Annotated in this window: 19 protein-coding genes; 6 read left to right on the top strand and 13 right to left on the bottom strand. The window is 62.6% G+C overall.

The window, feature by feature from the left end:
* The first annotated feature begins 113 nt into the window (after positions 1–113).
* From QEP15_RS16880 to QEP15_RS16865, 4 genes are all read left to right on the top strand, one after another.
* Complete coding sequence (locus QEP15_RS16880; RefSeq protein ID WP_280147751.1) at positions 114–3,293, top strand: toxin VasX; 3,180 nt, start codon at positions 114–116, stop codon at positions 3,291–3,293.
* Positions 3,294–3,605: 312 nt separating this feature from the next.
* Entirely contained in the window at positions 3,606–4,190 is a 585-nt protein-coding gene (locus tag QEP15_RS26000) for a DUF6708 domain-containing protein (protein ID WP_425285989.1), read from the top strand.
* Positions 4,191–4,307: 117 nt separating this feature from the next.
* On the top strand, positions 4,308–5,207 hold the full coding sequence (locus QEP15_RS16870; protein WP_152384968.1) for a hypothetical protein: 900 nt from the start codon (positions 4,308–4,310) through the stop codon (positions 5,205–5,207).
* An 18-nt stretch (positions 5,208–5,225) separates the two neighbouring features.
* On the top strand, positions 5,226–6,125 hold the full coding sequence (locus tag QEP15_RS16865; protein WP_152384967.1) for a hypothetical protein: 900 nt from the start codon (positions 5,226–5,228) through the stop codon (positions 6,123–6,125).
* An 80-nt stretch (positions 6,126–6,205) separates the two neighbouring features.
* Here QEP15_RS16865 and QEP15_RS16860 read toward each other — a convergent pair whose 3' ends face one another.
* Genes QEP15_RS16860 through QEP15_RS16800 form a run of 13 tightly spaced genes read right to left on the bottom strand, consistent with a single transcriptional unit; the run spans position 6,206 to position 19,464 of the window.
* Positions 6,206–7,477 carry a glycosyltransferase WbuB gene (locus tag QEP15_RS16860; protein ID WP_280147750.1) on the bottom strand — a complete coding sequence of 424 codons (1,272 nt, stop codon included), beginning with the start codon at positions 7,475–7,477 and terminating at the stop codon, positions 6,206–6,208.
* Positions 7,474–8,034: a putative colanic acid biosynthesis acetyltransferase gene (locus QEP15_RS16855; protein WP_056323682.1), complete on the bottom strand. Its 561-nt coding sequence runs from the start codon at positions 8,032–8,034 to the stop codon at positions 7,474–7,476. Before QEP15_RS16855 ends, QEP15_RS16860 begins: the two co-directional genes overlap by 4 nt.
* Complete coding sequence (locus QEP15_RS16850) at positions 8,031–8,918, bottom strand: glycosyltransferase family 2 protein (protein WP_152384965.1); 888 nt, start codon at positions 8,916–8,918, stop codon at positions 8,031–8,033. Before QEP15_RS16850 ends, QEP15_RS16855 begins: the two co-directional genes overlap by 4 nt.
* Positions 8,919–8,931: 13 nt before the next feature.
* Positions 8,932–10,062 carry a glycosyltransferase gene (locus QEP15_RS16845; RefSeq protein ID WP_142054415.1) on the bottom strand — a complete coding sequence of 377 codons (1,131 nt, stop codon included), beginning with the start codon at positions 10,060–10,062 and terminating at the stop codon, positions 8,932–8,934.
* Complete coding sequence (locus QEP15_RS16840; RefSeq protein WP_152384964.1) at positions 10,055–11,347, bottom strand: O-antigen ligase family protein; 1,293 nt, start codon at positions 11,345–11,347, stop codon at positions 10,055–10,057. Before QEP15_RS16840 ends, QEP15_RS16845 begins: the two co-directional genes overlap by 8 nt.
* Positions 11,348–11,373: 26 nt before the next feature.
* Positions 11,374–12,291 (bottom strand): glycosyltransferase family 2 protein, encoded by a 918-nt coding sequence (locus QEP15_RS16835; RefSeq protein WP_226846353.1) that lies wholly within the window; start codon positions 12,289–12,291, stop codon positions 11,374–11,376.
* A gap of 5 nt (positions 12,292–12,296) precedes the next feature.
* Positions 12,297–13,601, bottom strand: a complete 1,305-nt coding sequence (locus QEP15_RS16830) for a lipopolysaccharide biosynthesis protein (RefSeq protein WP_223576223.1) — start codon at positions 13,599–13,601, stop codon at positions 12,297–12,299.
* A 44-nt stretch (positions 13,602–13,645) separates the two neighbouring features.
* On the bottom strand, positions 13,646–14,599 hold the full coding sequence (locus tag QEP15_RS16825) for a GDP-L-fucose synthase family protein (RefSeq protein WP_056323700.1): 954 nt from the start codon (positions 14,597–14,599) through the stop codon (positions 13,646–13,648).
* Between the two features lie 6 nt (positions 14,600–14,605).
* Positions 14,606–15,715 (bottom strand): GDP-mannose 4,6-dehydratase, encoded by a 1,110-nt coding sequence (gmd, locus tag QEP15_RS16820; RefSeq protein WP_152384962.1) that lies wholly within the window; start codon positions 15,713–15,715, stop codon positions 14,606–14,608.
* 10 nt (positions 15,716–15,725) lie between these two features.
* Positions 15,726–16,088: a VanZ family protein gene (locus QEP15_RS16815; RefSeq protein WP_056324604.1), complete on the bottom strand. Its 363-nt coding sequence runs from the start codon at positions 16,086–16,088 to the stop codon at positions 15,726–15,728.
* Positions 16,089–16,119: 31 nt separating this feature from the next.
* On the bottom strand, positions 16,120–17,550 hold the full coding sequence (locus QEP15_RS16810; protein ID WP_056323706.1) for a mannose-1-phosphate guanylyltransferase/mannose-6-phosphate isomerase: 1,431 nt from the start codon (positions 17,548–17,550) through the stop codon (positions 16,120–16,122).
* A gap of 5 nt (positions 17,551–17,555) precedes the next feature.
* Complete coding sequence (locus QEP15_RS16805) at positions 17,556–18,008, bottom strand: GDP-mannose mannosyl hydrolase (RefSeq protein WP_425285988.1); 453 nt, start codon at positions 18,006–18,008, stop codon at positions 17,556–17,558.
* 46 nt (positions 18,009–18,054) lie between these two features.
* Positions 18,055–19,464, bottom strand: coding sequence for an undecaprenyl-phosphate glucose phosphotransferase (locus QEP15_RS16800; RefSeq protein WP_056323712.1), 1,410 nt, complete (start codon positions 19,462–19,464; stop codon positions 18,055–18,057).
* Positions 19,465–19,705: 241 nt separating this feature from the next.
* Here QEP15_RS16800 and QEP15_RS16795 point away from each other — a divergent pair, with 241 nt between their 5' ends.
* Both QEP15_RS16795 and QEP15_RS16790 read left to right on the top strand, forming a co-directional pair.
* On the top strand, positions 19,706–20,842 hold the full coding sequence (locus QEP15_RS16795; RefSeq protein ID WP_062839163.1) for a polysaccharide biosynthesis/export family protein: 1,137 nt from the start codon (positions 19,706–19,708) through the stop codon (positions 20,840–20,842).
* Between the two features lie 65 nt (positions 20,843–20,907).
* Positions 20,908–23,169: a GNVR domain-containing protein gene (locus tag QEP15_RS16790; RefSeq protein WP_152384960.1), complete on the top strand. Its 2,262-nt coding sequence runs from the start codon at positions 20,908–20,910 to the stop codon at positions 23,167–23,169.
* The last annotated feature ends 15 nt before the right edge of the window (positions 23,170–23,184 follow it).

The raw sequence follows: 23,184 nt of genomic DNA, 5'->3' as shown, positions 1-23,184 counted from the left end.
CTGACAGTTGTCGCAATAGAAGCTGACGAATTTCAAAATCGTACTTGTCTGATACCCAAGCCTGGGCATGCGTGCCGTAATGGGCGCGCGCAGGCTGGGCACGCATTGGTGGTGTGGAAAGCCTGTGGTTTCCGGGAGCCCGACATTCCTATCCAGTCCGATTTCGCTTCGCATTTGCCATCGACGACAAGTCCTTCGACGTCGTCGTGTACACCTTGCGGGAAGGTCTGTCCAAGGCCTTCGTGTTGCCTGTGGGCCATGAGGCCCCCGCTATGACAACGCCCCACAAGAAAGCGCTGAGTCCCGACCGCCCTAATGAAAAACAACTGGGCAAGGCCATCTCACCGCCATCGTGTCAGCGGTGTGTGCCCATCTACCCTTTGCGCTACGGCGTTGCTGAGCGCACCTGGGATAAAGGCGTGTTTCCCACACTCAGCGCTGAGGGCTATCCCGCGCTGACCGCCGGCAAGGCGTACGGTCTGCGCGTGCTGCGTCCAGGCACCTACGTTTACCTGTGCTACTTCCAGAACGGCCGGATGTGGACGCAGCACTATCAAGTCACCGACGACATGCGATTTGCGCGCATCTGGTGGACTCCTGCAGACGAAGACGATGCCATCCCCGGGCGGCTCGCTCGCCCCGAAACGGTCAGCGCCAAACCTTATCTATCTGCCCCAGCGACCCAAGAAGGAGACGTCGTCTACCTGCTGACCAGCGAAACGATGCTGACCCATGCCAGACTCTGGAGCATCGAGAACGATAGCGGTGGCAGCCGCTCCAGGTTGGCGACAAGGGTCAGGCACGCTGGTGGTGTTGAGCAACCCCATGTGTTCAACATCGCGTTGCTTGCTTACGCGACGCCGGAACTGCGACGACCCGACTTGAGTGGCAGGTCGGGGTACTACACGTGGAGCGAGATATCAGCGCCGGAGTCGTTCCCCACCTACGAAACCGTCATCCCGGGCGCTTACGTCGAGCTTGTTCCGATCAAGGATATCGTTCCTCTGGCGGTCGTGCTGCACGACCCGATCGGCGTCATGAGTGAACTGGCGCATCTTGTCGCAGTTGCGGCGGCAGATCGGCAAGCTTATGAAATCGATAACAATCACGCTTACACAAGCGCCACCGTCATAAAGCAGTACTTGCAGAGCGTTCAAAAGCGTGCGACTCCAGAAGCCTATGCCAAAAGGCGAGATCTGGTTCGCTTTGACGCGAACGATGACGCGGACCGCTTCCATGGCAATGCTGTTCCATACATGCGCTCGTATGAACAGACAGTCAGGCGGAAACAGGCCGACATTGACACACTGGTGAAGGACCTTGAAGGCTGGATCAGGACTGGCGGCAGCGCCATCGCCAAGGATTGGCAGGATGGATGGTTTGGCAAGGCGCTGTCCTGTTTTGACTTGGGTGCAAAAAAGAATGCACAGGACTACGAGCGCGTTGTTGCACACTGCGTGGGTAACCTGACTCACAGCGAAAGTGGTCGATCGACGTACCGGAGTTTGTTGCTGGCCCCACCAGAAAGAAGTCCTGTCTGGTTGGCGCTAGCGCACGGCATCCCTGAGTTGCACGCCGATTTCGCCAACCCTGCGCCGCTGAAGAACGTGCTGGATGTTGGGATTGCGGCCTTTGCGCCCATCTTTCAACTGAACGTCTCCTATCCAGCGACCCAGTCCTCAGATGTACTTGTAAGCCAGATGCTTTCTGAGCTTGGTGATACGCGTTTGCCCGAGGCCACAGCCAGCAGCATCGTCCGGCGATTACGCCTGTACGCAGAAGTCCGCGTTGGCAACACCATTGTCACGTACCGCGTGTCTAGCGCCGAGGCGAATTTCCAATACTCCCAGTTCCACGGTGAACGAAGCATGAACACCGAACAACTAAGGAAGTGGGGTATTACCGTCAAGCAGCCATTGCGCAATCAGCCAGCGACGGTGCTCCTTTACGAAACCGTGCGCATCGGTGATCAAGCAACCCGTATTTCATCTGCCCAACCGTCTGTGCACAATCCGCAGCCGTTCCAACTTGAAGGAAATGTGTTCAAGCGGATGCTGGATCAGGTTCGTCAAAGTAAAGCCTACGGCGCCGCGCAGACTGGAATCGTGCGCGGGGAATATGGGTTCACAGGCCTGGCCGCCATTTCCGCCATCATGGCACTTCGGTCGTCGATCAAAGATCTCGCGAACGGGAAGATTGATCGATCAGTTTCTGGGTTCGCCAACGGGGCTAGCGCGTTGGCGGCAGTATCAGCCGTAATTAGCTCGGGCTCTTTCGTCAAGGCCGACGTGCTCCAACTACATGCGTTGGCCAAAGGCGAATCACTTGCCGCAGCTCGAAAGGCCGTTCTGCCTGCTCGAACATTAGCTGCGAAAGCTGGCGCCTTGACTGCTGCATTAGGAGCCATCGCGGACGGGGTTCGTGCCTCACACGCGCTCACAACTCAACAAAACTCCGAGGCTGGCCGACTATATCTCGCGTCCGCTGGGTTTGGAGCGTTGGCGGCTGCAGGGTTGTTCTTGGGTGCCGCAGGCGTCTTCCTTGGCGTGGTCGGCCCAGTCGGCTGGCTGGTGCTGGCCTTCATTGCCACTGTAGGAGTGATTTACTTCAGCATCCAGGCCGCTCTCGCCAAATTTCAGCCTGACGAAGTCTGGTTGGCACACAGCTATTGGAGTCGGGGCGGGCGAGCATATCGTTATAAATCTCTAGACGAGGAACTTACCGCATTTCACGGTGCGGTTTACGGCGTCCGCGCGGTAGCAAATTGGGAAACTCCCTCGATGTCGGTGCGCGATATTGCAATCCGCAGCATTCCTATTTACGGACTCTGGCAAGACAGCGTTGCTCTACAGCGCGTTGTCGGCAAGGAAGGCATAGGAACTCTTTCGCTGTCTATAGTCCTCCCTGGCTACCCCTCTTTAGGCGAAGAATCGCCGCCTACACAACACGCCGATGTTTTCCAATACACGCTCAAAGCGATGCGGAATGGCCAAATCCTAAATATGGTGCGGGGCCCACTCGCTGTGGCACCGGGGTACCAATTCCCTTTTGACGCGGAATGCATAGTCAGTGGTAAGGACTTCATTCGAGAGGGTACTCGCCAGTTGAGTTGGCAGATAACGATGCGTGAAGATACGGAGGTCATGCTGGACTACTGTTATCGGCCAGACATTTTGAACCAGCCCAGTCTCGCGTTGTTCCCACAGCAGGAGCCGCTCATCTTCACGCGCGGTACGTGGCTCACAGATCCCATTGACGAAAAATTGGTCGCTCCAGTCCAGGAGCCCAAATAATGCGGACTGCTAAAAAAATGGGGCAGTCCCGCCCATCGTTCGATGAGATCCAGAGCAAGTGGCGGCTGTTTCGCTTCGCGAGCACGTTGTTGCCAGCGCTGCCCGATACGCAGGAACCCGCTGCCATCGTAGCAACACGGTTGAACGACCATTGCGTCGAGGTCGTTTCCAATACGTTGCAGACTGAAGGCGCGGGATTTTTACTTCGACTTTTCACCTTCTTTGGACTGCTTTCATTTTTTTTTGGCAGTGATCGGTGTATTCGGTGGCTGGTCTGCAGGTGTGCTCATACTTTCACTCGGTCTACCTTGCATGGGGCTTATATGGTTCTTTTTGCCATGCCTTTTGGCGCCACGTTATCGATACCTTTGTTCGAAAGTACGTTTTGACCGCCGTAGCCGTCGCGTCTACTACGTTCCATATCCTGAGGAAAGCTCGGATGCAATATGGGAACTCGAGTGGGATCGGCTTCAGGGCATCAGCTGGTCCACAGGTCAAGCGCAAGCGTATCTTTACCTTGTGGTCTATACGTGCAACCTGCCTGAGTCTCAATTGGTCAAGATACCCATAATGTTTAATGAGAAAATTTTCGCAAGCCACATATGGGCTTGGCTTCACGGTTTTATGGACAAGGTCGAAGCCTTGCCCGCACCCAAAATTATCGCGTTCCCTCAAAATTCGCGTGATGTGCTGATGCGCTACGGTGGTCGTTGGATCACATGGTCCCTCACCACAAAGAAGGGACGGCTATGGTTGCCTTTGATGATCTGGGTGGATTTGGTGGTTCTGCTGATGTTCATGCCCGTCCTGGCGTTGCCGCAACTGATCGTTCTTCTGTATCCGGAGATCCGATTCCCGAAAGAGAACGATCGACATTGTGGTTTTTCTACGGATTGAATATGAATGGCAGGTAAGGGCGACGAATCGCATGCTGTCCCGCGACCGCCAACGCCTGCAAAAACCCGGCCCACGCCATTTCAAGTGTTTCCCATCCCTCGCCCAGAAGCCTGAGTAATGCAAGCCACCAAGCACGCCCGACAGCCGCGCCCGTCGTTTAGAAAGATCCAGGAAAAGTGGCGGCTATTTCGCTTCGCAAGTACGTTATTGCCTTTGGATCCTGCCGCTCACGAAGTACCAGCTATCGAAGCAACGCGTTTAAATGAAAATTGCATCGAAGTGGTTTCCGATACGCTACAAGGGGAACTTGAGGGAGTGGGTCTTCGACTGCTCACTTTATTCGGGCTAGTTGTTTTTTATATTGCATTAATCGCGGGCGTCGACGATGGGTTTGGACTGATTTGGGTGCCTATTCTAGGTCTGCCGATCCTAGGGCTTTTGGGGTTTTGCCTTCCGCGCGTGTTGCTGCTGCGATATAAATACCGATCTTCGAAAGTACGTTTTGACCGCCGTTCCCGGCGCGTGTACTACGTCCCTTATCCAGAGGAAAGCTTGGACGCAATATGGGAACTGGATTGGGACCAGTTGCAGGGCATTGATTGGACAACAGGTAGATCGCAACCGTATCTCTACCTTGTTGGTTATACCTGCAACTTGCCGGAGCCTCAGTTGGTGAAGATACCCGTAATGTATAACGGTGAGATTTGGGCGAGCCATATCTGGGCTTGGCTTCATCGTTTCATGGATAACGTTGAAGCCCTACCTCCACCAAAGATCATCACGCTTCCTGAAAGGCCGAGTGATGTGCTGATGCGTTATGGGGGCCGCTGGATCAAATGGTCCCTGACTACAAAGCAGGGGCGGCGATGGTTGCCTTTGATGATCTGGGTTGATCTCGCGGTTCTGCTGTTGTACATGCCGTCATGGAGCTTGCCGCAACTGATTGTTCTTCTGTATCCGGAGATCGAATTTCCGGAAGAGAACAGTCGACATTGTGGTTTTTCAACGGGTAAATAAAAAGAATGCATCAAAGTAATGCGAACCACCAAACAATTTCGGCAGCCGCGCCCATCGTTTAGTGAAATTCAGAACAAGTGGCGACTGTTTCGTTTCGCAAGTACTTTGCTGCCATTGCGGCTCGATATGCATGAGACCGCCGCCATCGAAGCAACACGATTCAATGACAATTGCATCGAAGTGGTTTCCGATACCTTGCAAAATGACCATGAGGGGGTGATCCTTCAGGCATTTACTTTCTCAGGGCTTTTTTCGTTGCTGTTTGCGGTGATGGGGGGCTTTGGCGGCTGGTCTGTAGGCGTTTTAATTTTTTCTCTCGGCCTGCCCGGCTTGGGAGTTGTGTTGTTTTTCCTTTCTTGTGTCTTGAGGCCGCGCTATCGATACCGATGTTCGAAAGTACGTTTCGATCGCCGTAGCCGTCGTGTTTATTACGTCCCGTATCCCGAGGAAAGCTTGGACGCGATATGGGAACTTGATTGGGATCGGCTCCAGGGCATTAGGTGGATGACGGGGCGAGCGCAATCGTATCTTTACCTGGTGGGCTACACCTGCAATCTGCCCGAGCCGAAACTGGTAAAGATACCCATAATGGCGAATCACGAATTTTTCGCAAGCCATATTTGGGCATGGCTTCAGCGTTTCATGGCCGGGCAGGTTGGAGGCTTGCCCGCACCAAAAATCATCAATCTTCCTCAAAAGCCGAGCGATGTGCTGATGCGTTACGGGGGGCGCTTGGTCATGTGGTCCATCACCACAAGGAAAGGGCGACGATTTTTGCCTCTAATGATCTGGGTTGATCTCGCGATTCTGCTGCTATACCTGCCATCCCGGGCCTTGCCGCAACTGATCATTCTCCAGTATCCGGAGATCCAATTTCCGGAAGAGAACAATCGACATTGTGGTTTTTCAACGGGCTAAGCAAAACGCGCGGGGCAAGTCGCTCTCCATGCCGCCCCGCACCCGCCAACACCTGCGCCAATTCCCTCACACCCCCCCCTTCAAACATCCCCCTCACTCGCTCGCGTTCCCGCCGGCGTCGCGCGGCCCTTGTTTTTCGCAATTGCCATGAACTCCCGCTCCGCCGCGCCCAGCACCGCATCCACATGCAGGTGCGCCATCGCATACTGACGTGCGGCGGCGCCCAGGGTTTCGCGGATCTGTGCGTTGTAGCTGAGTTTGCGCACGGCTTCGGCCATCGCTGCGGCGTCTTCGGGCGGGGTCAGCAGGCCGCAGCGCGACACCACGTTGGCGAGCTCGGTGCCGCGCGCCGCGCCGCAGACGACGGGGCGGCCGGTGGCCAGCATGCCGGTCAGTTTGGACGGCATGACCAGGTCAGCCGCGCCGGCGCGTTGCGGCAGCAGGTGGATGTCGGCCGTACCCAGAAGCGCGCCCAGGCGTTCTGCCGGTTGCAAGTCCAGGAAGATGACGCGCGTCAGGCCGCGGCACTTTTCCTCCAGCGCCGCGCGCTCGGGGCCCTGGCCGCAGAACAGGAACCACAGGCGGTCTTCGCGGTTCAGGCGGCGTGCCACGTCGGCGAGGATCTGCAGGCCCTGCTTGCCGCCCATGTTGCCCGAATACAGCGCGACGATGGCGTTGTCCGGAATGCCGAGCTGCGCGCGATAGTCGCCGCCTTCGGCCAAGGGCGTGATGGCATTGACGTCGATCCAGTTGGGCAGCAGCACGGCGCGGGCGGGGTCGATGCCTTTGGACAGCGCCAGATCCAGCATGCGGTTTGAAATCGTGGACACGCGGTCAAACCTGCGCATCAGCCAGCGTTCGGCGCGCTTGACCATCGATCGCAGGACGCCGCCCTTGAGCAGCCCGAGTTCGAACGCCGCGTCGACTTCGAAGTCCTGGATGTGCAGCCAGGCGCGGGCGCCGGTCAGGCGGGCGGTCAGCCAGGCGGCCGGGGCGCAGAAGAGGGCGGGTTCGACGACCAGGATGATGTCCGGCCGCCGCATTGCCGCGCGCAGCAGCGACGGCAGGCTGAACAGCGCAAAGCTGGCCAGATGCACCAGCCGCTTGGCGCCGCCCGGTCTTTCGGGGACCCACAAGGGCGCGCGCCGCACGGTCACGCCCCGGCGCGTTTCCTTGGTGTAGCGTGTGCCGCGGTAGCCGTCGTGGACCCGCCATTGCGGGTAGTAGGGCGGGGCGGTGACCACGCCGACCTCGTGCCCGCGCGCCGCCAGCCACTCGGCCAGTTCGGCGGTGTATTTGCCAGTGCCGGTCAGTTCGGGCGTGTAGTTGATGCCATAGATGAGTATTTTCATGTTGGCGTGGCGGTGCGTGGCCGGATGGGGCGGCACGGGTTGCCGTGGCACACCATCGCGGCGGGCATGTTGCGAAACACCGAGCTGCGCGCGCCAATCACGGCCTCACGTCCGATGGTCACGCCCGGACCGACGAACACGTCCGTGGCCACCCATGCGCCGTCTTCGACACGCACGGCGCGTTCGCGCAGCGGAAAGTCGGGCCGGCCGGCATCGTGATCGGCTGCGCACAGATAGCTGCGCTGCGACACCACGGCGTGCGCGCCGATGTGGATGGGGCCCAGGCTGTAGATCACGGCGTCGTCGCCGATCCAGGCGTAGTCGCCGATTTCCACTTTCCAGGGATAGGTGACCGTGGCCGTGGGCCGGATCAGCACCTTGTGCCCGACGCGCGCGCCGAAGCGGCGCAGCAGCCAGCGGCGAAAGCCGTAGGCTACCTGCGGCGACCAGCGGAACAGGGTGCCCTGCACCATCCACCACAACTGCACGGTCAGCGCCGACCGTCCGCGCTGACCCGGCGCCAGCGCGAACTGGTCCAGGCGTTGCAAGGTGCTCATTTGGCCGCTCCCGCAACGGCATCGCGCCGCGATGCGGCCTCGCTGGCCTGGCGCGCCTTCTGGATCTCTTCGGTCTTGATGCGGATCTGCCAGTAATACATGGCGCGCGCGACCGCATAGTCGTAGCCGGCCTTTCCATCCAGGAATCCCAGTTTGAAGACATAGGAGTGCAGGAACGAGATCGGCGCCTTGAATGGCATGGCCTGGAAGATGCGCTTGAGCAACGCGCGGCCGCCGACGTTGGCCTCTCGCGGATCGTTCATCAGGCCCTTGGTGCGCAGGTTCGCTTCCCAGTCCGAATAGCGGTTGTGCTTGTCGAAGTAGTGATACAGCGAATCGTGGTCGTTGTGCACCATGCGCTGGCGCAGCGCAAAGGTCTCGCCCTGGACCTGCGGCTGGTAGTGACCCTCGACCTCCCACATATTGGCCACGTCCAGGTCGTCGTAGTCCAGAAAGCGCGAGCGGTCGCGCGCCAGGAGCGCCAGCTTGTAGACGCGATGGCCATGTTCCAGCTTCTTGCCGCAGAACACGTAGTCGAAGGGCACGAACGCGCCGCCTGCCCCCGCGGCAAAGCGCGGCAGAACTTCGCGGATCTCGGCCGCCAAACCGGGAGTCATTTCTTCGTCGGCGTCCACGTACAGCACGACGGGGTGCGTGAAGGGAAGCTGCTCCAGGCACCACTGCTTTTTCTTCGGATACTTGCCGTCCCACTGGAAATTCGAAACACGCGCGCCCATCGCCGTGGCGATCGAGCAGGTCGCGTCCGTACTGTTGGAGTCCACGACGAAGACTTCGTCGAACTCCACCAGCGCCTTCAGGCACTTCGCGATGTTGCGTTCCTCGTTCTTGGTCATCACCACGACGGATACCGGTATCTTCTGCATGATGCTGTCCTGTTCAGGGCGTTCCGCGCTGCATGAGCGGGCGGAAGAGATCGATGACGTTGCGGCAGTGCCGCTCGAGGGAAAAGGCGTCCGCGCGCTCGGGGCCCTGGGCCGCAAGCTTCTCGCGCATCTCGCCGTCGTAGGCCAGTCGACGCACCGCCTCGGCCAGCGCCTCGGCGTCGCCTACCGGCACCAGCAGCCCGTAGCGGCCGGCATCCAGGATCTCGGCGGGGCCGTGCGGGCAGTCGGTGGAGATGACGGGCACGCCCAGGCACAGGGCCTCGACCAGCACGTTGCCGAAGCTCTCGCGCACGGAGGTGAGCGCGAAGGCGCCGGCGCCGGCAATGACCGGAAACGGATTGTCGATGTGGCCGGCCAGCGTGACCTGCGTGCGGGACGGCCGGTCGTCGATGCGCTTTTGCAGGGCGGCGTGCTCGGAGCCTTCGCCCAGGATCGTGAACGCAATGCGCGGGTCGTCGAGCAGCGCGGCCGCGTCGATCAGCGTGGCGTAGTCCTTGACGGCTTCGAGCCGGCCCACGGCCACCACGTGATAGGGCGAGTCGCCGCCATCGGCCGTCTTCGGCTGGGCGCCCTGGCGCCGCACGTTGTCCAGCGGCACGCCGTTGTAGATGGTGTGCACCTTGCCGCGCAGCGGCGGAAACATGCTGACCAGGTCTTCCTTCACGCCGCGCGACACGCCGACCACCGCATCGTGCCGCCGATAGGTCTGGCTGACCAGCCAGCACTTCAGGCGGCGCATCTTGGAGGCGCCGTAGTGGATGGCCGGGCTGCTGTGTTCGAAGGCCACCGTGCGGAAGTTACCGCGCAGGATCTTTCTGGCCAGCACGACCAGCATGTTGCACAAAAGGCCGTGCGAGCAGACGATGGCGGGCTTTTCGCGGCGTATGTGCTGCAGCAGCTTGAAGAACGCCACGGGCAGCGCCAGCCGCAGCTTGGTGGGAGACTCGATGATCGGAAATGCGCGGGTGACCTTGGGATTGGCGATGGGATACTCGCGGTTGCGCGAGCGCAGCAGGAACAGGGCGGAGTCCACCCCCTGTTCCGGCAACGCATCCACAATGAAGGCGACGCATCTTCCGACGCCGCCATGCAAGTCCGGTGCGACAAACAAGACATCAGACATGGGGTATTACTCGCGTGGGTGGCGCCCGGCGCACGATATCCGGGCGGGGGCTGGGAGCGGGAGATTCTTGGCGAGGCACGGGCATGATCTGGGCATTTCGCATCAGCGAAAGGCAGTAACACAGCAGAAAGCCGGTAAACGCGGTCTTGGGCGCATAGGCCAGGCCGCCGGACATCGAGTCGATGAAGATGTAGATGGGCGCGGTGGCGAGCAGGTATCGCCGGTGCATCTCCAGCCCGGGATGGGCGTAGCGCCGAAAAAGCGAGAACAGCAGGATGAGCAGCGGCGGCAGCATGATCATGATCGTGCCGACCACCCCGAATTTCATCAGGTAGAACGCCCAGGAGTTGTGCGCGAACGTGCTGAGTTCAAAGCCGTTCTCGCCCATCACCCAGCTGCGAAAGCCCGCACCCTTGCCAAAGACGGGGCTTTCGGCAAAGAACTGCATCTGGCCTTCCATTTCCTGCACCCGCGCGCCGTAGCTGGAGTCTTCGTCCAGGCGCTCGACGCTGAAGATGCGCTGGGTCAGCACGTCCAGGTACCCGATGCTGGCAAAGATCAGCACGCCGGCCACGGCGGCCGGCGCGAAGATCATGACGGCGCGGCGGCGGATGTCGGCATTGCCTGCCAGCAGCACGGCGATGACCACGGAAATGGCAAGCTGCAGGTATTGGCTGCGGTTCAGCGAGAACACCAGCGCCATCACCATGTACAGCGTCAGCGCATAGGCTTTGGGGCCCGACACGTTCAGCGTGCGCCTGAAGTACAGCAACGACACCACGCCCATCGGAATCGCCCAGACGCCCAGGCGCACGTTGCGCAGCGGATTGGCGACGCTGAAGCCGGTCGCCTGTTCCAGCAGCATCAGCGTGGCGACCGCCAGGCTGGCCGCCACGATGTATTTCTGCAGGATGGCATAGGCGTGGGGACTGTCGATGTCCTTGTAGCAAAGGAACGGCGTGCACAGGAAATAGAAGACGATGCGCAGATCGCGCGCCACGTCGCCGGTCTCGATCCCGGGATGGTGGGCCGAGACCAGCAGCAGGTAGATCACCGAGATGGCCTGGATGCCGAGCAACACGCCCAGCGCGCCGCGTGGCAGCGCGTAGGCGCGCGGGTCGGCCAGGCGCAGCGCCTTGACCCCCAGCATGGCCACGAACAGCAGATCGAAGGGCGACAGCTTGAAGCTGCCCACCCCCACGATGAACTTGTCGTCGTTCAGCGCCAGCGCGGTGAAGACGAACAGGCCCAGGAGATGCAGGGTGGAAAGGCGGCGCGTGGTCATTGCGGTTCCGTATCAGTGAGGGCCGCCTAGTGCGCGGCCCAGTCGTCCCGGCCGAAGATCTTGGTGGTCAGCTTTTCCAGCAGGTAGGTCAGGTCGCCCTGCCGGGCATGCGCGGCCACCTTCGAGGCGCGGCAGGACAGCTCGAACAGCTTTCCCAACCCCGGCTCGGTCCGGCGGATGCGGCTGACGATCTGTTCGCGCTCTTCAAGCAGCACGTCCTGCATTAGGGCGGTCTTGGTCTCGTCGTGGGCGGTGTACACGCCCAGCGCGTCGGGAACGATCAGGTTCTTGCCCTCGCGCAGCAGCCGGCTCCACAGTTCGAGGTCCATGCAGTACCGCATGCTTTCCTGCAGCAGGCCGTACTTGCGCAGCAGGTCGCGCCGGAAGATGGCGGACTGGTTCGGGATGGAGGCCTTTACCACCGTCAGCGTGCCTCGGTTGACGGGCGTGTAGTGGATCTTGCGGAAGATGCGGTTGTCGGCATCCGCCACGAAGAGGTTGCCGCTGACGATCGGCGCGCGGCCCTTGGCCGCGGCGGCCCCCAGTTTGCGCAGCGCGCCCGGGAAGTACAGGTCGTCCGAGTTCTGCCAGCCGACGTAGTCGCCCGTGGCGCGTTCGAACCCCTTGTTGATCGCGTGCGACTGGCCCCGGTCCGGGGTGCTTTCCCAATAAGACAGGTAGCGCTCGTATTTCTTGATGATGTCCACGCTGCCGTCGGTGGAGCCGCCGTCGATGATGATGTATTCCAGCCGCGGATACCCCTGGTTCAGCACGGACAGGATGGTGCGCTCCAGGAACTTGGCCTGGTTGAACGAGGGCGTCACGATCGTCACCTTGGGCAGCAGCCCGCTGGCGATGGGCGCCGGCGGACGAAGCTCGCGGACGAAGTCGATGAGCTGGCGTGAATACTCGTTATGGCGCTTGCGCATGTAGGACCTCAGCATGTTGGTTATCGGGTGGCCGCAGGCATGGCGCCCGGAAAGTCGGGGCGGGATTGACGGATGGCGAGGGCCACGCCGGCCAGCGTGATCGCCGCATAGGCCATGCGGCCCCAGGCTGCGGCGTGTTCCCCCGCCACGTGAACCAGTCCCGCCATGACGCACAGCATCGCCAGGCCGCCCAGTCCGTTCAGGATTGCGACAGCGCGGGAATTGCCGAGCCCCAGGAGGGAGAAGTGCGCCGCGGCGTTCAGGGACAACAGGCCCGACGCCACGATCAGCAACTGGAAGGTGCCCAGATGGCCGCTGGCGACGTTCTCGCCCAGCAGCACGTTCAGAAGCGGCTTGCTGACCGCCAGCACGGCCAGCGTGGCGCTGGCGGACAGCGCCAGGTTCCACAGCATCATGCGGCGGATTTCGCGTTCCGCGGCGCCGGGGTAGGGCGGCGAGACGGACAGGCGTGTCACGCGCGGCATCGCCTTCTGGAAGATGGCGACGGACGCCGTATGGATGATCTGGCCGACCTGCACGCCGACGGTGTAGATCGCCAGCGCCGCTGGTCCCATCAGGCTGCCGACCAGCACCCGGTCGACCGAGCCGAAAGCCAGCGCGCTCAGGCTGTTCAGCCACGACCAGCGCGAGAAGCGGAAGGCGGCCATCATGGCGCCGCGGTCGCGCACGGGCCGCACGATGAATCGGTCATAGGCGCGCGAGAACACGCGCATCTTGACGCTGCCCGCGATGAGCAGGCCGAGGGCCTGCGCCAAGCCGGTCCAGGTGGGCGAGGCGGTGTACCAGGCGGCCGCGCACGCCAGCGCCATCGTGCCGGTGCGGCTGAAGACCTCGCACAGCGCGGTGGCGCGAAAGTCCTCGCGTCCCTTCAGGCAGCCGGAAAAGAGCTGGTCATACTGCTGCGTGAGGTAGATGGCCAGGGCGGGCATGGCCAGCATCGTGACGGCCACGCCGCCAAACGTGGCGTCCGGCCAGCCCAGCCCCACCACGCCCCACAGCAGCACGGCGGCCAAGGTGACGACGGCCAGCGCACAGCCGATCAGCGACATGCTGACGCCGGCCGCGCGATAGGCGCCGCCGGGCTCGTGCATGCTCTCGGAGACGAGCTTGGTCGCGGTCACCGCCGCGCCCAGGTTCGCCGCGTTGCCGAACCCGGCCAGCGCGATGATCATGGAATATTGGCCGAAGCCGACCGTGCCGAGCTGGCGAAAGAGGATCGGCAGCGCCACCAGCGCCGCGACGGGACCGATGCCGTATTCCACCAGCCCCCAGAAGGAAGCATTGCCGGCGATGTGTTTCTTCACGAATCCAAGCATCGGTAACCCTGTCTGTCATGCTGGCGCGGCCGTCAGGCGACCGGCAGCGCCTGTTGCGTGCGCTCGCGCAGGAAATGGCCATAGGCCAGCGTGATGCCGTGCGTCAGGGAGATTTCCGGCCGCCAGCCCAGCGCCTGCACGCGCGACGAGTCCATCAGCTTGCGCGGCGTGCCGTCGGGCTTGGAGGTGTCGTAGACGATCTTGCCCTCGTAGCCGATCACGCGCGCCACCAGCCGCGCCAGGTCCGCAATGGAGATGTCTTGGCCGGCGCCGATGTTGTAGATGCCCTCGGCGTCCGGATGCTCCATCAGCATGACGCTGGCCTGCGCCAGGTCGTCCACATACAGAAACTCGCGCAGCGGCGCCCCGGTGCCCCAGATCGTCACGCTTTCCGCACCGGCCTCGCGGCCCTCGTGGAATTTGCGGATCAGGGCTGGCAGCACGTGGCTGCTGTGCAGGTCGTAGTTGTCGTGCGGGCCGTACAGGTTGGTCGGCATGGCGCAGATGAAGCGCGCGCCGAACTCGCGCTGGTAGGCCTCGCACAGCTTCAGGCCGGCGATCTTGGCGATGGCGTAGGGCTCGTTGGTGGATTCCAGCGGACCGGTCAGCAGCGCGTCCTCGCGGATGGGCTGCGGCGCCTCGCGCGGATAGATGCATGACGAACCCAGAAACAGCAGCTTGCGTACCCCGGCCGCATACGCGGCGCGGATCACGTTGCACTGGATCATCAGGTTCTTGTACAGAAAGTCTACCGGATGCGTCTGGTTGGCCAGGATGCCGCCCACCTTGGCGGCGGCCAGGTACACCACATCGACCGGCGTGGTCGAAAAGAAGCGGTGCACCTGGTTCTGGTTTTCCAGGTCCAGTTCGGCGCGGCTGCGGGTCAGCACGTTCTCGTAGCCGCGCCGGTGCAGTTCGCGGGTGATCGCCGCGCCCACCATCCCGCGGTGGCCGGCGACGAACACGCGTTGGTCCAGGTTCGTCATGGCGGGCTACTCCTTGTACGCGTAGATTTCGTAGCCGTTCTGTTCGACCAGCGCATCGCGCCGCGCTTCCCTCAGGTCGCTCTCGACCATTTCCTTGACGAGCTGCGCGAACGAGGTGCGGGGCGTCCAGCCGAGCTTCTCGCGGGCCTTGGTGGGATCGCCCAGCAGGGTTTCGACCTCGGTCGGACGGAAGTAGCGCGGATCGACGCGCACGATCACCTGGCCCGCCTTGACGTCGTGCACCGGCGAGAACAGCACGGTCGCCGTCTCTTCCAGGCCTTCGCCTTCCCACGCCAGCAGAATGCCCAGCTCGCGCGCCGCGGTGTTGATGAACTCGCGCACGCTGTACTGCATGCCGGTCGCGATGACGTAGTCCTCGGGCGTGTCCTGTTGCAGCATCAGCCACTGCATCTCGACGTAGTCGCGGGCGTGGCCCCAGTCGCGCAGCGCGGACAGGTTGCCCAGGTACAGGCATTCCTGCAGCCCCAGCACGATGCGCGCCAGGCCGCGGGTGATCTTGCGGGTCACAAACGTTTCGCCGCGCTTGGGCGATTCGTGGTTGAACAGGATGCCGTTGCAGGCATACATGCCATAGGCTTCGCGGTAGTTGACGCTGATCCAGTAGGCGTACAGCTTGGCGGCGGCATAGGGACTGCGCGGATAGAAGGGGGTGGTTTCCTTCTGCGGCGTTTCCTGCACCAGGCCGTAAAGCTCGGACGTGGACGCCTGGTAGAAGCGCGTCTTGTTTTCCAGCTTCAGGATGCGGATGGCTTCCAAGAGGCGCAGGGTGCCCAGGCCGTCGGCGTTGGCCGTGTATTCCGGTTCCTCGAACGAGACGCCCACGTGGCTTTGCGCGGCCAGGTTGTAGATCTCGTCGGGCTGCACCGACTGCACGATGCGGATGAGGCTGCACGAATCCGTCATGTCGCCGTGGTGCAGCACGAAATTACGGGGCTGGTCGTGCGGATCCTGGTACAGGTGGTCGATCCGCGCGGTATTGAACAGCGAAGCGCGCCGCTTGATGCCGTGGACCTCATAGCCCTTGGCCAGCAGAAGCTCCGCCAGATAGGCCCCGTCTTGGCCAGTTACGCCGGTAATCAGTGCCCGTTTTGGCATGGTTGTGTCCTTAAGACTTAGTGACTGCACGAAAGGAGCCGATGGCTGCGTTACCAATGTGCAAAGAGATTACTGTTGCACCAGCCGCTGAGATATCGGCCAAAAGGTCTAAGAGATCCGCCTGCCGGTAGGGAAAAAAGGATTGGATTGATTCATCCAGCGCGCCCAACGCGGTAACCGCCAGCATGGCCACCAGTGCGGGACGCCGGTTCACCGACAGGTAGATCAGCGCGGTCAGGCAGGCGTAGGCGGCCAGGTGCAGCCGCTTGTCGCCAAAGGCATCGGACATGTCCGCCGCCAGCCCTGGCAGGTTGCCCACCGTGACCAGCACGATGAAAAACAGGGCCGCCGCGGGCAGGCAAATCCTTGCCACGCCCGGGCGCCAGAAGGGAACTGAAACCTGCTCAGACACGACCGTACATATCCTGGAATCGCACGATGTCGTCTTCGCCCAGGTAAGCGCCCGATTGCACCTCGATGATCTCCAGCGGAATCTTCCCGGGGTTCTCCAGGCTGTGGATCTCGCCCAGCGGGATGTAGGTCGACTGGTTCTCGGTCAGCAGGTACTGCTTGTCGCCGTTGTAGATGCGGGCCGTTCCGGACACCACGATCCAGTGCTCGGCACGGTGATGGTGCATCTGCGAGGACAGGCGCGCGCCGGGTTTGACGGTGATGCGCTTGACCTGGTAGCGCGGTCCCTGGCCAACGGAGTCGTACGACCCCCAGGGCCGCTGGACCTCGCGGTGGTGGTTGAGCTCGCTGCGGTGCTGCGCCTTGAAGACCTCGACCAGGCGCTTGACGTCCTGCGAGCGCGACTTGTGCGCCACCAGGACCGCGTCGGCCGTCTCGATGACGACGATGTCGTCCAGGCCCACCGAGGCGACCAGCCGGCTGGTCGAATGGATGAGGCAGTTGCGCGAATCCTCCACCATGACATCGCCCGTGGTGGAGTTGCCTTCCACCGACTTCTGGGCGATGCCCCAGACGGCGTCCCACGCGCCCACGTCGCTCCACGAGGCCGCCAGCGGGATGACCACCGCGCTGTCGGTGCGCTCCATGATGGCGTAGTCCATCGAATCGCTGGGGCAGGCCTCGAACGCCGGGCCGTCCAGGTGAAAGAGCCCGTTGTCGCCATGCCCGGTGAGCACGGCGGCCTCGGCCTGCTCCAGGATCTTGGGCGCCAGCCGCCCCAGTTCGGCCAGGAAGACCGAGGCCTGGAAGGCGAACATGCCGCTGTTCCAGTAATAGCCGCCGTCGTCGATGAAGCGCTGGGCGACCTCGGGCGACGGCTTTTCCACGAACCGGCGCACGCGGCGCGCGGGCGCCATGGCGCCGGGCTCGTCGGCCTGGATGTAGCCGTATCCGCTGAGCGGCGCGGTCGGCTTGATGCCGAATGTCACCAGCGCGCCCTGACGGGCGGCGTCGTACGCCTGGGCGAAGGCCGCGCTCAGCACTTCGCCATCCTCCAGCACGTGGTCCGACGGCATGATGAGCATGATCGGGTCTTCGCCATCCTGCATCGCCCGCAGCGTGGCGGCGGCGATGGCCGGCGCGGTGTTGCGCGCGAACGGCTCCAGGATGACCTCGGCGTCCTTGATGCCCAGCTCCTCGGCCTGTTCCGCCGCAATGTAGCGGTGCGCTTCGTTGCAGACCAGGATGGGACGGGCCTGCGCGCCGGCCGAGTCCAGCCGCCGCAGGGTGTTCTGCAACAGGCTGCGGTCATCGGTCAAACGGATGAACTGCTTCGGCAGCAGTTCGCGCGACAGCGGCCACAGGCGCGAGCCTGAACCGCCGCAAAGAATCACAGCCCGGTACGGGGGACGGGGGTTGGTCATGGCTCTCACTCCTTGAAGTAGGCCTGGGTGTACGGATGCACGCCGGGATCGGCGGCGATCACTTCCCCGGGCAGCCAGCGGTAGCCGCTGTGCTGCGCCAAGGGAAGGCTTGCGGTATCCAGAGAAAGCTCGGCCTCGTAGGCGAGGACGACGTAGTGGGTGGAGCGACCCGCCTCACCCGCGAAATTCGTGCCATAGAAGTGTTCGTACACGCCGCGCGGCGTCCAGGCGAGATCGGGCAGCGAGAGGCCCAGCTCGTCCTGGACGATGCGGCGCAGCGCGCTCTGCAGGGATTCGTTCTTGCGGATCCGGCCGCCGGGCACGAACCACGCGCCCTGCGCGGGCGGATTGGCGCGCAGCCCGGTCAGGTAGTTGCCGGCGCCGTCGCGCAGCAGCAGGTCGATCGACACCAGCGGCAGCATCTCCACCGCCTGGCGGAAGTCCGCGCGGGCCAGCACTCCGCCCCGCGGCGCCGGCGCTTCGCGCACAGGCCATCCCAACGGTTTAGTAGACATTGCGGCCCGTCCAACCCGATACCGCCGTGCGCGCGATGATCAGCAGATCCATCCGGAACGTCCAATGCTGGATGTAGTAGATGTCGTGTTCGACGCGGTCGCTCATCTTGCGCAGCGTGTCGGTCTGCCCGCGAAAGCCGTTGACCTGCGCCCAGCCGGTGATGCCCGGCTTGACGCGATGGCGCATCATGTAGCGTTGCACCAGGTCCTTGTACATTTCGTTGTGCTCCAGCGCATGCGGGCGCGGGCCCACCACCGACATGTCGCCCATCAGCACGTTCAGGAACTGCGGCAGCTCGTCCAGGCTGGTGCGGCGCAGGAAACCGCCGATGCGCGTGACGCGGCTGTCGTTGCGCGTGGCTTGCGTGACCACGCCCTGTTCCTGGTGCACGGTCATGGTGCGGAACTTGTAGACGTGGAACACCTTGCCGTCCACGCCCAGACGCGGCTGCGTGAAAAAGACCGGGCCGCGCGAGGTCAGCTTGATCAGCAAGGCCACGGTCAGCATCACGGGCGCCAGGCCAATCAGCGCGCACAGCGCAAAGCTGCGGTCGAAGGCCTCCTTGGCCCAGCCGCGCACGCCGGCGGCTGGCAGACTGTTCAACTGGATGGCGGGCAGCCCCAGGAATTCGCCGATGCGATGGCCCAGCAGCTGAATGGACATGACATCGGGAATCCAGCGGATGTCCACCAGGTCGTTGCGCAGGTGATAGAGCACCTCTCGCAGCTCCTGGCCGGCTTCCATCGGCAGCACGATCCAGATTTCGCGCACGTTGTTTTCGCGCACGAAGGTGGTCAGGTTGTCCAGGTCATGCAGACGGCGGACCTGCGGGGGCAGGATCTCATGCGGTTCGGCGTAGATCCCCGATATCTGGTAGCCAGCCTCGCGGTACTTTTCCACGCGGCGCCACATGTCGTGGCCCAACGCGCCAAAGCCCACCAGCAGCACGCGCTTCTTGTCCATGCCGCGATCGCGCGCCGCGCCCAGCGCCGCATAGACGGCGATGCGCACGCCGGCCAGCGCCAGCGCCGTCATGCCGAACCAGGTTGCAGCCCATAAGCGGGATATCGCGCCGGTCTGGTGCATGAGAAAACTGACGAAGATGCCCAACGCGAACACGGTGGCCCACGCAGCCAGGCTGCGCACCACCAGATCGGTCAGGAGGCGTCCGCGCCACGACACATACAGGCGGAAGGCCGGGAAGATCGCGATCGCACCCAGGCCGCAAAGGTAGATCAGGAACAGATGAATCTGCGGAGGATCCGTCAAGGCCTCTTCCGAGAATTTCAAACCGGTGGCAGTCAGGCCGCAGGTGATGACGATCGCGGCGTCGAGCAAGCGATACAGATAGCTTGCTCCGCTGAACCTTGCCGACGTGTCCGTTTGGGACGGGTCCATCGCGCACTCCTGTTCGGGGGAAGCGCCCTGCGGCAAGCAACGACTGTGCAGTGCCGCAAAGCATGTGGCTACCGACAAAATCTTATTGAGAGCGCAACGCACCCGAAACCTCCAAACGATGTAGGAGAAGGCTTAGGGCATCCGTCGAATGTGCGGGACTAGGAAAAGCGTGTGGAATGTCTCAACCCGTTACGCATCGGGCTCCTTTCCAAGCAACGAAGTCATTCACAGTGGATTCGCCATGACTACACTTTTCGGAACGTTGAGCCGAGCCATAGCCGCTATCGCGCTCGTGTCCTCGCTGAGCGCTTGCGCCTTGTCTCCCGGCATGACGTTCAGCGCCAATCAACTCGCGGATCCGCTGGACCCGAACTCCAAGGCTGTCATCAAGGAAATCACGCCGTCGCTGGTGCTTGATGAGCAGCGCGCGCGTGAAGCGCTGCTGGACAACGAAGGCATTGGCCACCTGGTTGGCAAGCCCGGTCCCTACCTCATCGGACCGGGAGACATCCTGTCGATCGTCGTGTGGGATCACCCCGAGCTCGTGCTTCCGACGCAAACCTACGCCATCGGATCAGGGGCAACGGAATTAGCCATCGGGGATACCGCCTCGGGCATTCCGGGCTATACGGTCTCATCCACGGGATATATCCAGTTTCCGTATACGGGACTGCTGAAAGTGGCGGGGTTGACTGAACTTCAGGCGCGCAATCTCATAGTCAACAGTTCTAGCAAGTACATACAGGACCCGCAGATCACCGTACGCGTTCTGGGATTTCGCAGCAAGCGCATCTTCGTCGATGGCGAGGTAACGACGCCGGGCACGGTTGCGATCAACGATGTTCCCATGACCCTGTTGGAAGCGCTCAACAGGGCCGGAGGCATTCTGCCTACCGGCGATCGCAGTGCGGTTTATGTGATCCGCGATGGCCGTCGTACTCGCGTGAACCTTCCCGCGCTGATCGAGCGCGGCCAGGATCTGAACCAGGTCATGCTCAAGGCAGGGGACATCGTGAGAGTCACGCCGCGCGACGACAGCAAGGTGTTCGTGATGGGCGAAGTCTTCCTGCCCGGCGCCTCGGTCATGCGCGATGGCCGCATGTCGCTGACCGAAGCACTGGGCCTGGCGGGCGGGCCGAACCAGCTCACGGCCGACCCTTCGCAAATTTTCGTCGTGCGCGCCACGGAGGAGGCAAAGCCTTTGGTCTACCACTTGAACGCCGCATCGCCGCAAGCCCTTGCGGTCGGCGCGAAGTTTGAATTGCAACCCAAAGACGTCGTGTTCGTGGATACGGCCAGCCTGGTGCGGTGGAACCGCTTCATCAGCAACCTGTTCCCGAGCGCGCAAACCGTACAGACCGTCAAGTCCATCGATTAGTCCGCCTGAAAAACCCGCCTTTGGGGGCGCCGCTACCGCGGCGGCGCCCTCTCCTGGAGAGCTGCATGTCGTTGCCCATCGAATCGTTCGAGCCGTCAGTACCGGCCCGTCAGCAGGAAACCCCCTTGTCGTCCCACGTGGACGCCATTTTTTCCAACCGCTGGATGATCATTGCGATCACCCTGTTTGCGTTTCTCGGCGCGCTGGCCTACGTGATGGTGACGCCGTCGGTCTATTCGGCTGACATCATCGTGCAGGTCGAGGAGGAGCTTCCGAACGGGCAGGCGCGAAGCCTGCTGGGCGATGTGTCGTCGATGTTCGATACCAAGGCGGAAACGTCCGGCGAAATGGAAGTGCTGCGTTCGCGCATGGTCGTCGGTCCCGCGGTCGACAAATTCCTGCTCTACATCCACGCCAAGCCGCGCTATTTCCCCGTGGTGGGCGAGTGGCTTGCGCAGCGCTATGAAAGCCTGCCGTATCCGTCCGGCTTGCCGCGCGGCGGCTATGCGTGGGGCGGCGAGACCATCGCGATCTCGCAGCTGGACGTGCCCAACGAATGGCTGGGCAAGCCGTTTCGCCTGACCACGCTGGGCGAAGGCCGCTACACGCTCAGCGACAAGCTGACCGGCGCAACGTTCACCGGCACGGTGGGCAAGCCCGAACGCTTCCTGCTGCCGGGCGGCGGCGCCATGGACGTGCATGTGGACGCGTTGTCGGGCCGTCCGGGCACCGAGTTCACCGTGTCGCGCAGCTCGCGCCTGGCGGCCATCGAGAACGTGCAGTCGCACCTGGGCATCTTTGAGCGCGGGCGTACGTCGGGCGTGATCGGCGTCACCCTGGAGGGCAACGATCCGGCGCTGACGACCGCGGTGCTGAACCAGATCGGCCAGGAATACGTGCAGCAGAACGTGAACCGCAAGTCGGCCCAGGCCGAGAAGTCGCTGGTGTTCCTGGAGCAGCAGCTGCCGCAGCTGAAGGCCGAGCTGGACGCCGCGGAAACCAAGTACAACCAGTTGCGCAACAAGCGCGGCACGATCGACCTGAGCGAAGAGGCCAAGCTGATCCTCGGGCAGTCGGTGGATGCGCAGACTCGCGTGATGGAACTGCGCCAGAAGCGCCAGGAACTGATCACGCGTTTTGCGCCGACGCACCCGAGCATCGTGGGCATCGACCGTCAGATCGCGTCCTTGACCGGCGACGTCAACCGCCTGGGCAACAACATCAAGCAGCTGCCCGATCTGGAACAGGACGTGGTGCGCCTGGTGCGTGACGTGCGCGTCAACACCGAGCTGTACACGGCGCTGCTCAACAACACGCAACAGCTCAAGCTGATCCGCGCCGGCAAGGTGGGCAACGTGCGCATCCTGGATGCAGCCGTGCAGCCCGACAAGCCGGTGCGTCCGAAGGCCGCGATCATCATTGGCGTGGCCACCGCGGCCGGCCTGATCTTCGCCATCCTGTGCGCGTTCGTGCGCAACGCCCTGTTCGGCGGCCTGTCCGAGCCGGAAGACGTCGAGCGCCATACCGGCCTGCCGGTGCTGGCGGCCATTCCGTACAGCGACGTGCAGGACAAGCTCTGGCGCCGCAGCCGGCGCAAGAACGCCACCGTGCCCGCGCTGCTGGCCCAGAGCCAGGGCAACTCGCCACCCATCGAAAGCTTGCGGTCGTTCCGCAACGTGCTGCAGGCCTCGCTGCGCCAGTCGGCCAACAACATGGTCATGTTCACGGGGCCGGTGGCGGGCGTGGGTAAATCCTTCCTGTCTGCAAATTTTGCCTTCATCCAGGGCGGCGTCGGCAAGCGCGTGCTGCTGATCGATGCCGACTTCCGCAAGGGCCAGCTCAACCGGTATTTCGGCGTGCCCAAGGAAGATGGCCTGTTCGAAGTGCTGACCGGCACGATCCCGCTCAGCCGCGTCAGAAAGCACAGCGTGTCCGAGGGCGTGGACTTCATCGCCACGGGCGCCGTCACCTTCGATCCGTCCGAGCTGCTGGCGTCGCCCGTCTTCGGCGAAACCCTGCGGGAACTGGCCACGCAGTACGACATGGTGATCCTGGACACCGCGCCCGTGCTGTCCTCGCCCGACGCGGCTGTGGTCGGCACGCACGCCGCGGCCGTCATGGTGGTGGTGCGGTCCGGCATGAACACCGTGGGCGAGATCCGCGAGACGGCCAAGCGCCTGATCCAGGCGGGCGCCCCGGTGGACGGCGTGCTCTTCAATGGCTTGAAGCTGATGCCGGAACGCTTTGGCTTCCGGTCCAAGTACGGCGGTTATCGCTACTCCCGTGCGGCGTACTACGGTGATTTCAAACACAACGGTCCCAAGTGAACGCCACCCGGAGAA

The organism is Achromobacter mucicolens (assembly GCF_029866465.1).
Taxonomy (GTDB): domain Bacteria; phylum Pseudomonadota; class Gammaproteobacteria; order Burkholderiales; family Burkholderiaceae_B; genus Achromobacter; species Achromobacter mucicolens.
The sequence above is the reverse complement of the archived record's forward strand: the minus strand, read 5'-3'. Positions and strand labels throughout refer to the sequence as shown.

Excerpts from the sequence above, each read along its gene's own strand:
- QEP15_RS26000 (WP_425285989.1), top strand. The coding sequence starts at position 3,606 with ATGGGGCTTATATGGTTCTTTTTGCCATGCCTTTTGGCGCCACGTTAT.
- QEP15_RS16870 (WP_152384968.1), top strand. The coding sequence starts at position 4,308 with ATGCAAGCCACCAAGCACGCCCGACAGCCGCGCCCGTCGTTTAGAAAG.
- QEP15_RS16865 (WP_152384967.1), top strand. The coding sequence starts at position 5,226 with ATGCGAACCACCAAACAATTTCGGCAGCCGCGCCCATCGTTTAGTGAA.
- QEP15_RS16860 (WP_280147750.1), bottom strand. The coding sequence starts at position 7,477 with ATGAAAATACTCATCTATGGCATCAACTACACGCCCGAACTGACCGGC.
- QEP15_RS16855 (WP_056323682.1), bottom strand. The coding sequence starts at position 8,034 with ATGAGCACCTTGCAACGCCTGGACCAGTTCGCGCTGGCGCCGGGTCAG.
- QEP15_RS16850 (WP_152384965.1), bottom strand. The coding sequence starts at position 8,918 with ATGCAGAAGATACCGGTATCCGTCGTGGTGATGACCAAGAACGAGGAA.
- QEP15_RS16845 (WP_142054415.1), bottom strand. The coding sequence starts at position 10,062 with ATGTCTGATGTCTTGTTTGTCGCACCGGACTTGCATGGCGGCGTCGGA.
- QEP15_RS16840 (WP_152384964.1), bottom strand. The coding sequence starts at position 11,347 with ATGACCACGCGCCGCCTTTCCACCCTGCATCTCCTGGGCCTGTTCGTC.
- QEP15_RS16835 (WP_226846353.1), bottom strand. The coding sequence starts at position 12,291 with ATGCTGAGGTCCTACATGCGCAAGCGCCATAACGAGTATTCACGCCAG.
- QEP15_RS16825 (WP_056323700.1), bottom strand. The coding sequence starts at position 14,599 with ATGACGAACCTGGACCAACGCGTGTTCGTCGCCGGCCACCGCGGGATG.
- gmd (WP_152384962.1), bottom strand. The coding sequence starts at position 15,715 with ATGCCAAAACGGGCACTGATTACCGGCGTAACTGGCCAAGACGGGGCC.
- QEP15_RS16810 (WP_056323706.1), bottom strand. The coding sequence starts at position 17,550 with ATGACCAACCCCCGTCCCCCGTACCGGGCTGTGATTCTTTGCGGCGGT.
- QEP15_RS16800 (WP_056323712.1), bottom strand. The coding sequence starts at position 19,464 with ATGGACCCGTCCCAAACGGACACGTCGGCAAGGTTCAGCGGAGCAAGC.
- QEP15_RS16795 (WP_062839163.1), top strand. The coding sequence starts at position 19,706 with ATGACTACACTTTTCGGAACGTTGAGCCGAGCCATAGCCGCTATCGCG.
- QEP15_RS16790 (WP_152384960.1), top strand. The coding sequence starts at position 20,908 with ATGTCGTTGCCCATCGAATCGTTCGAGCCGTCAGTACCGGCCCGTCAG.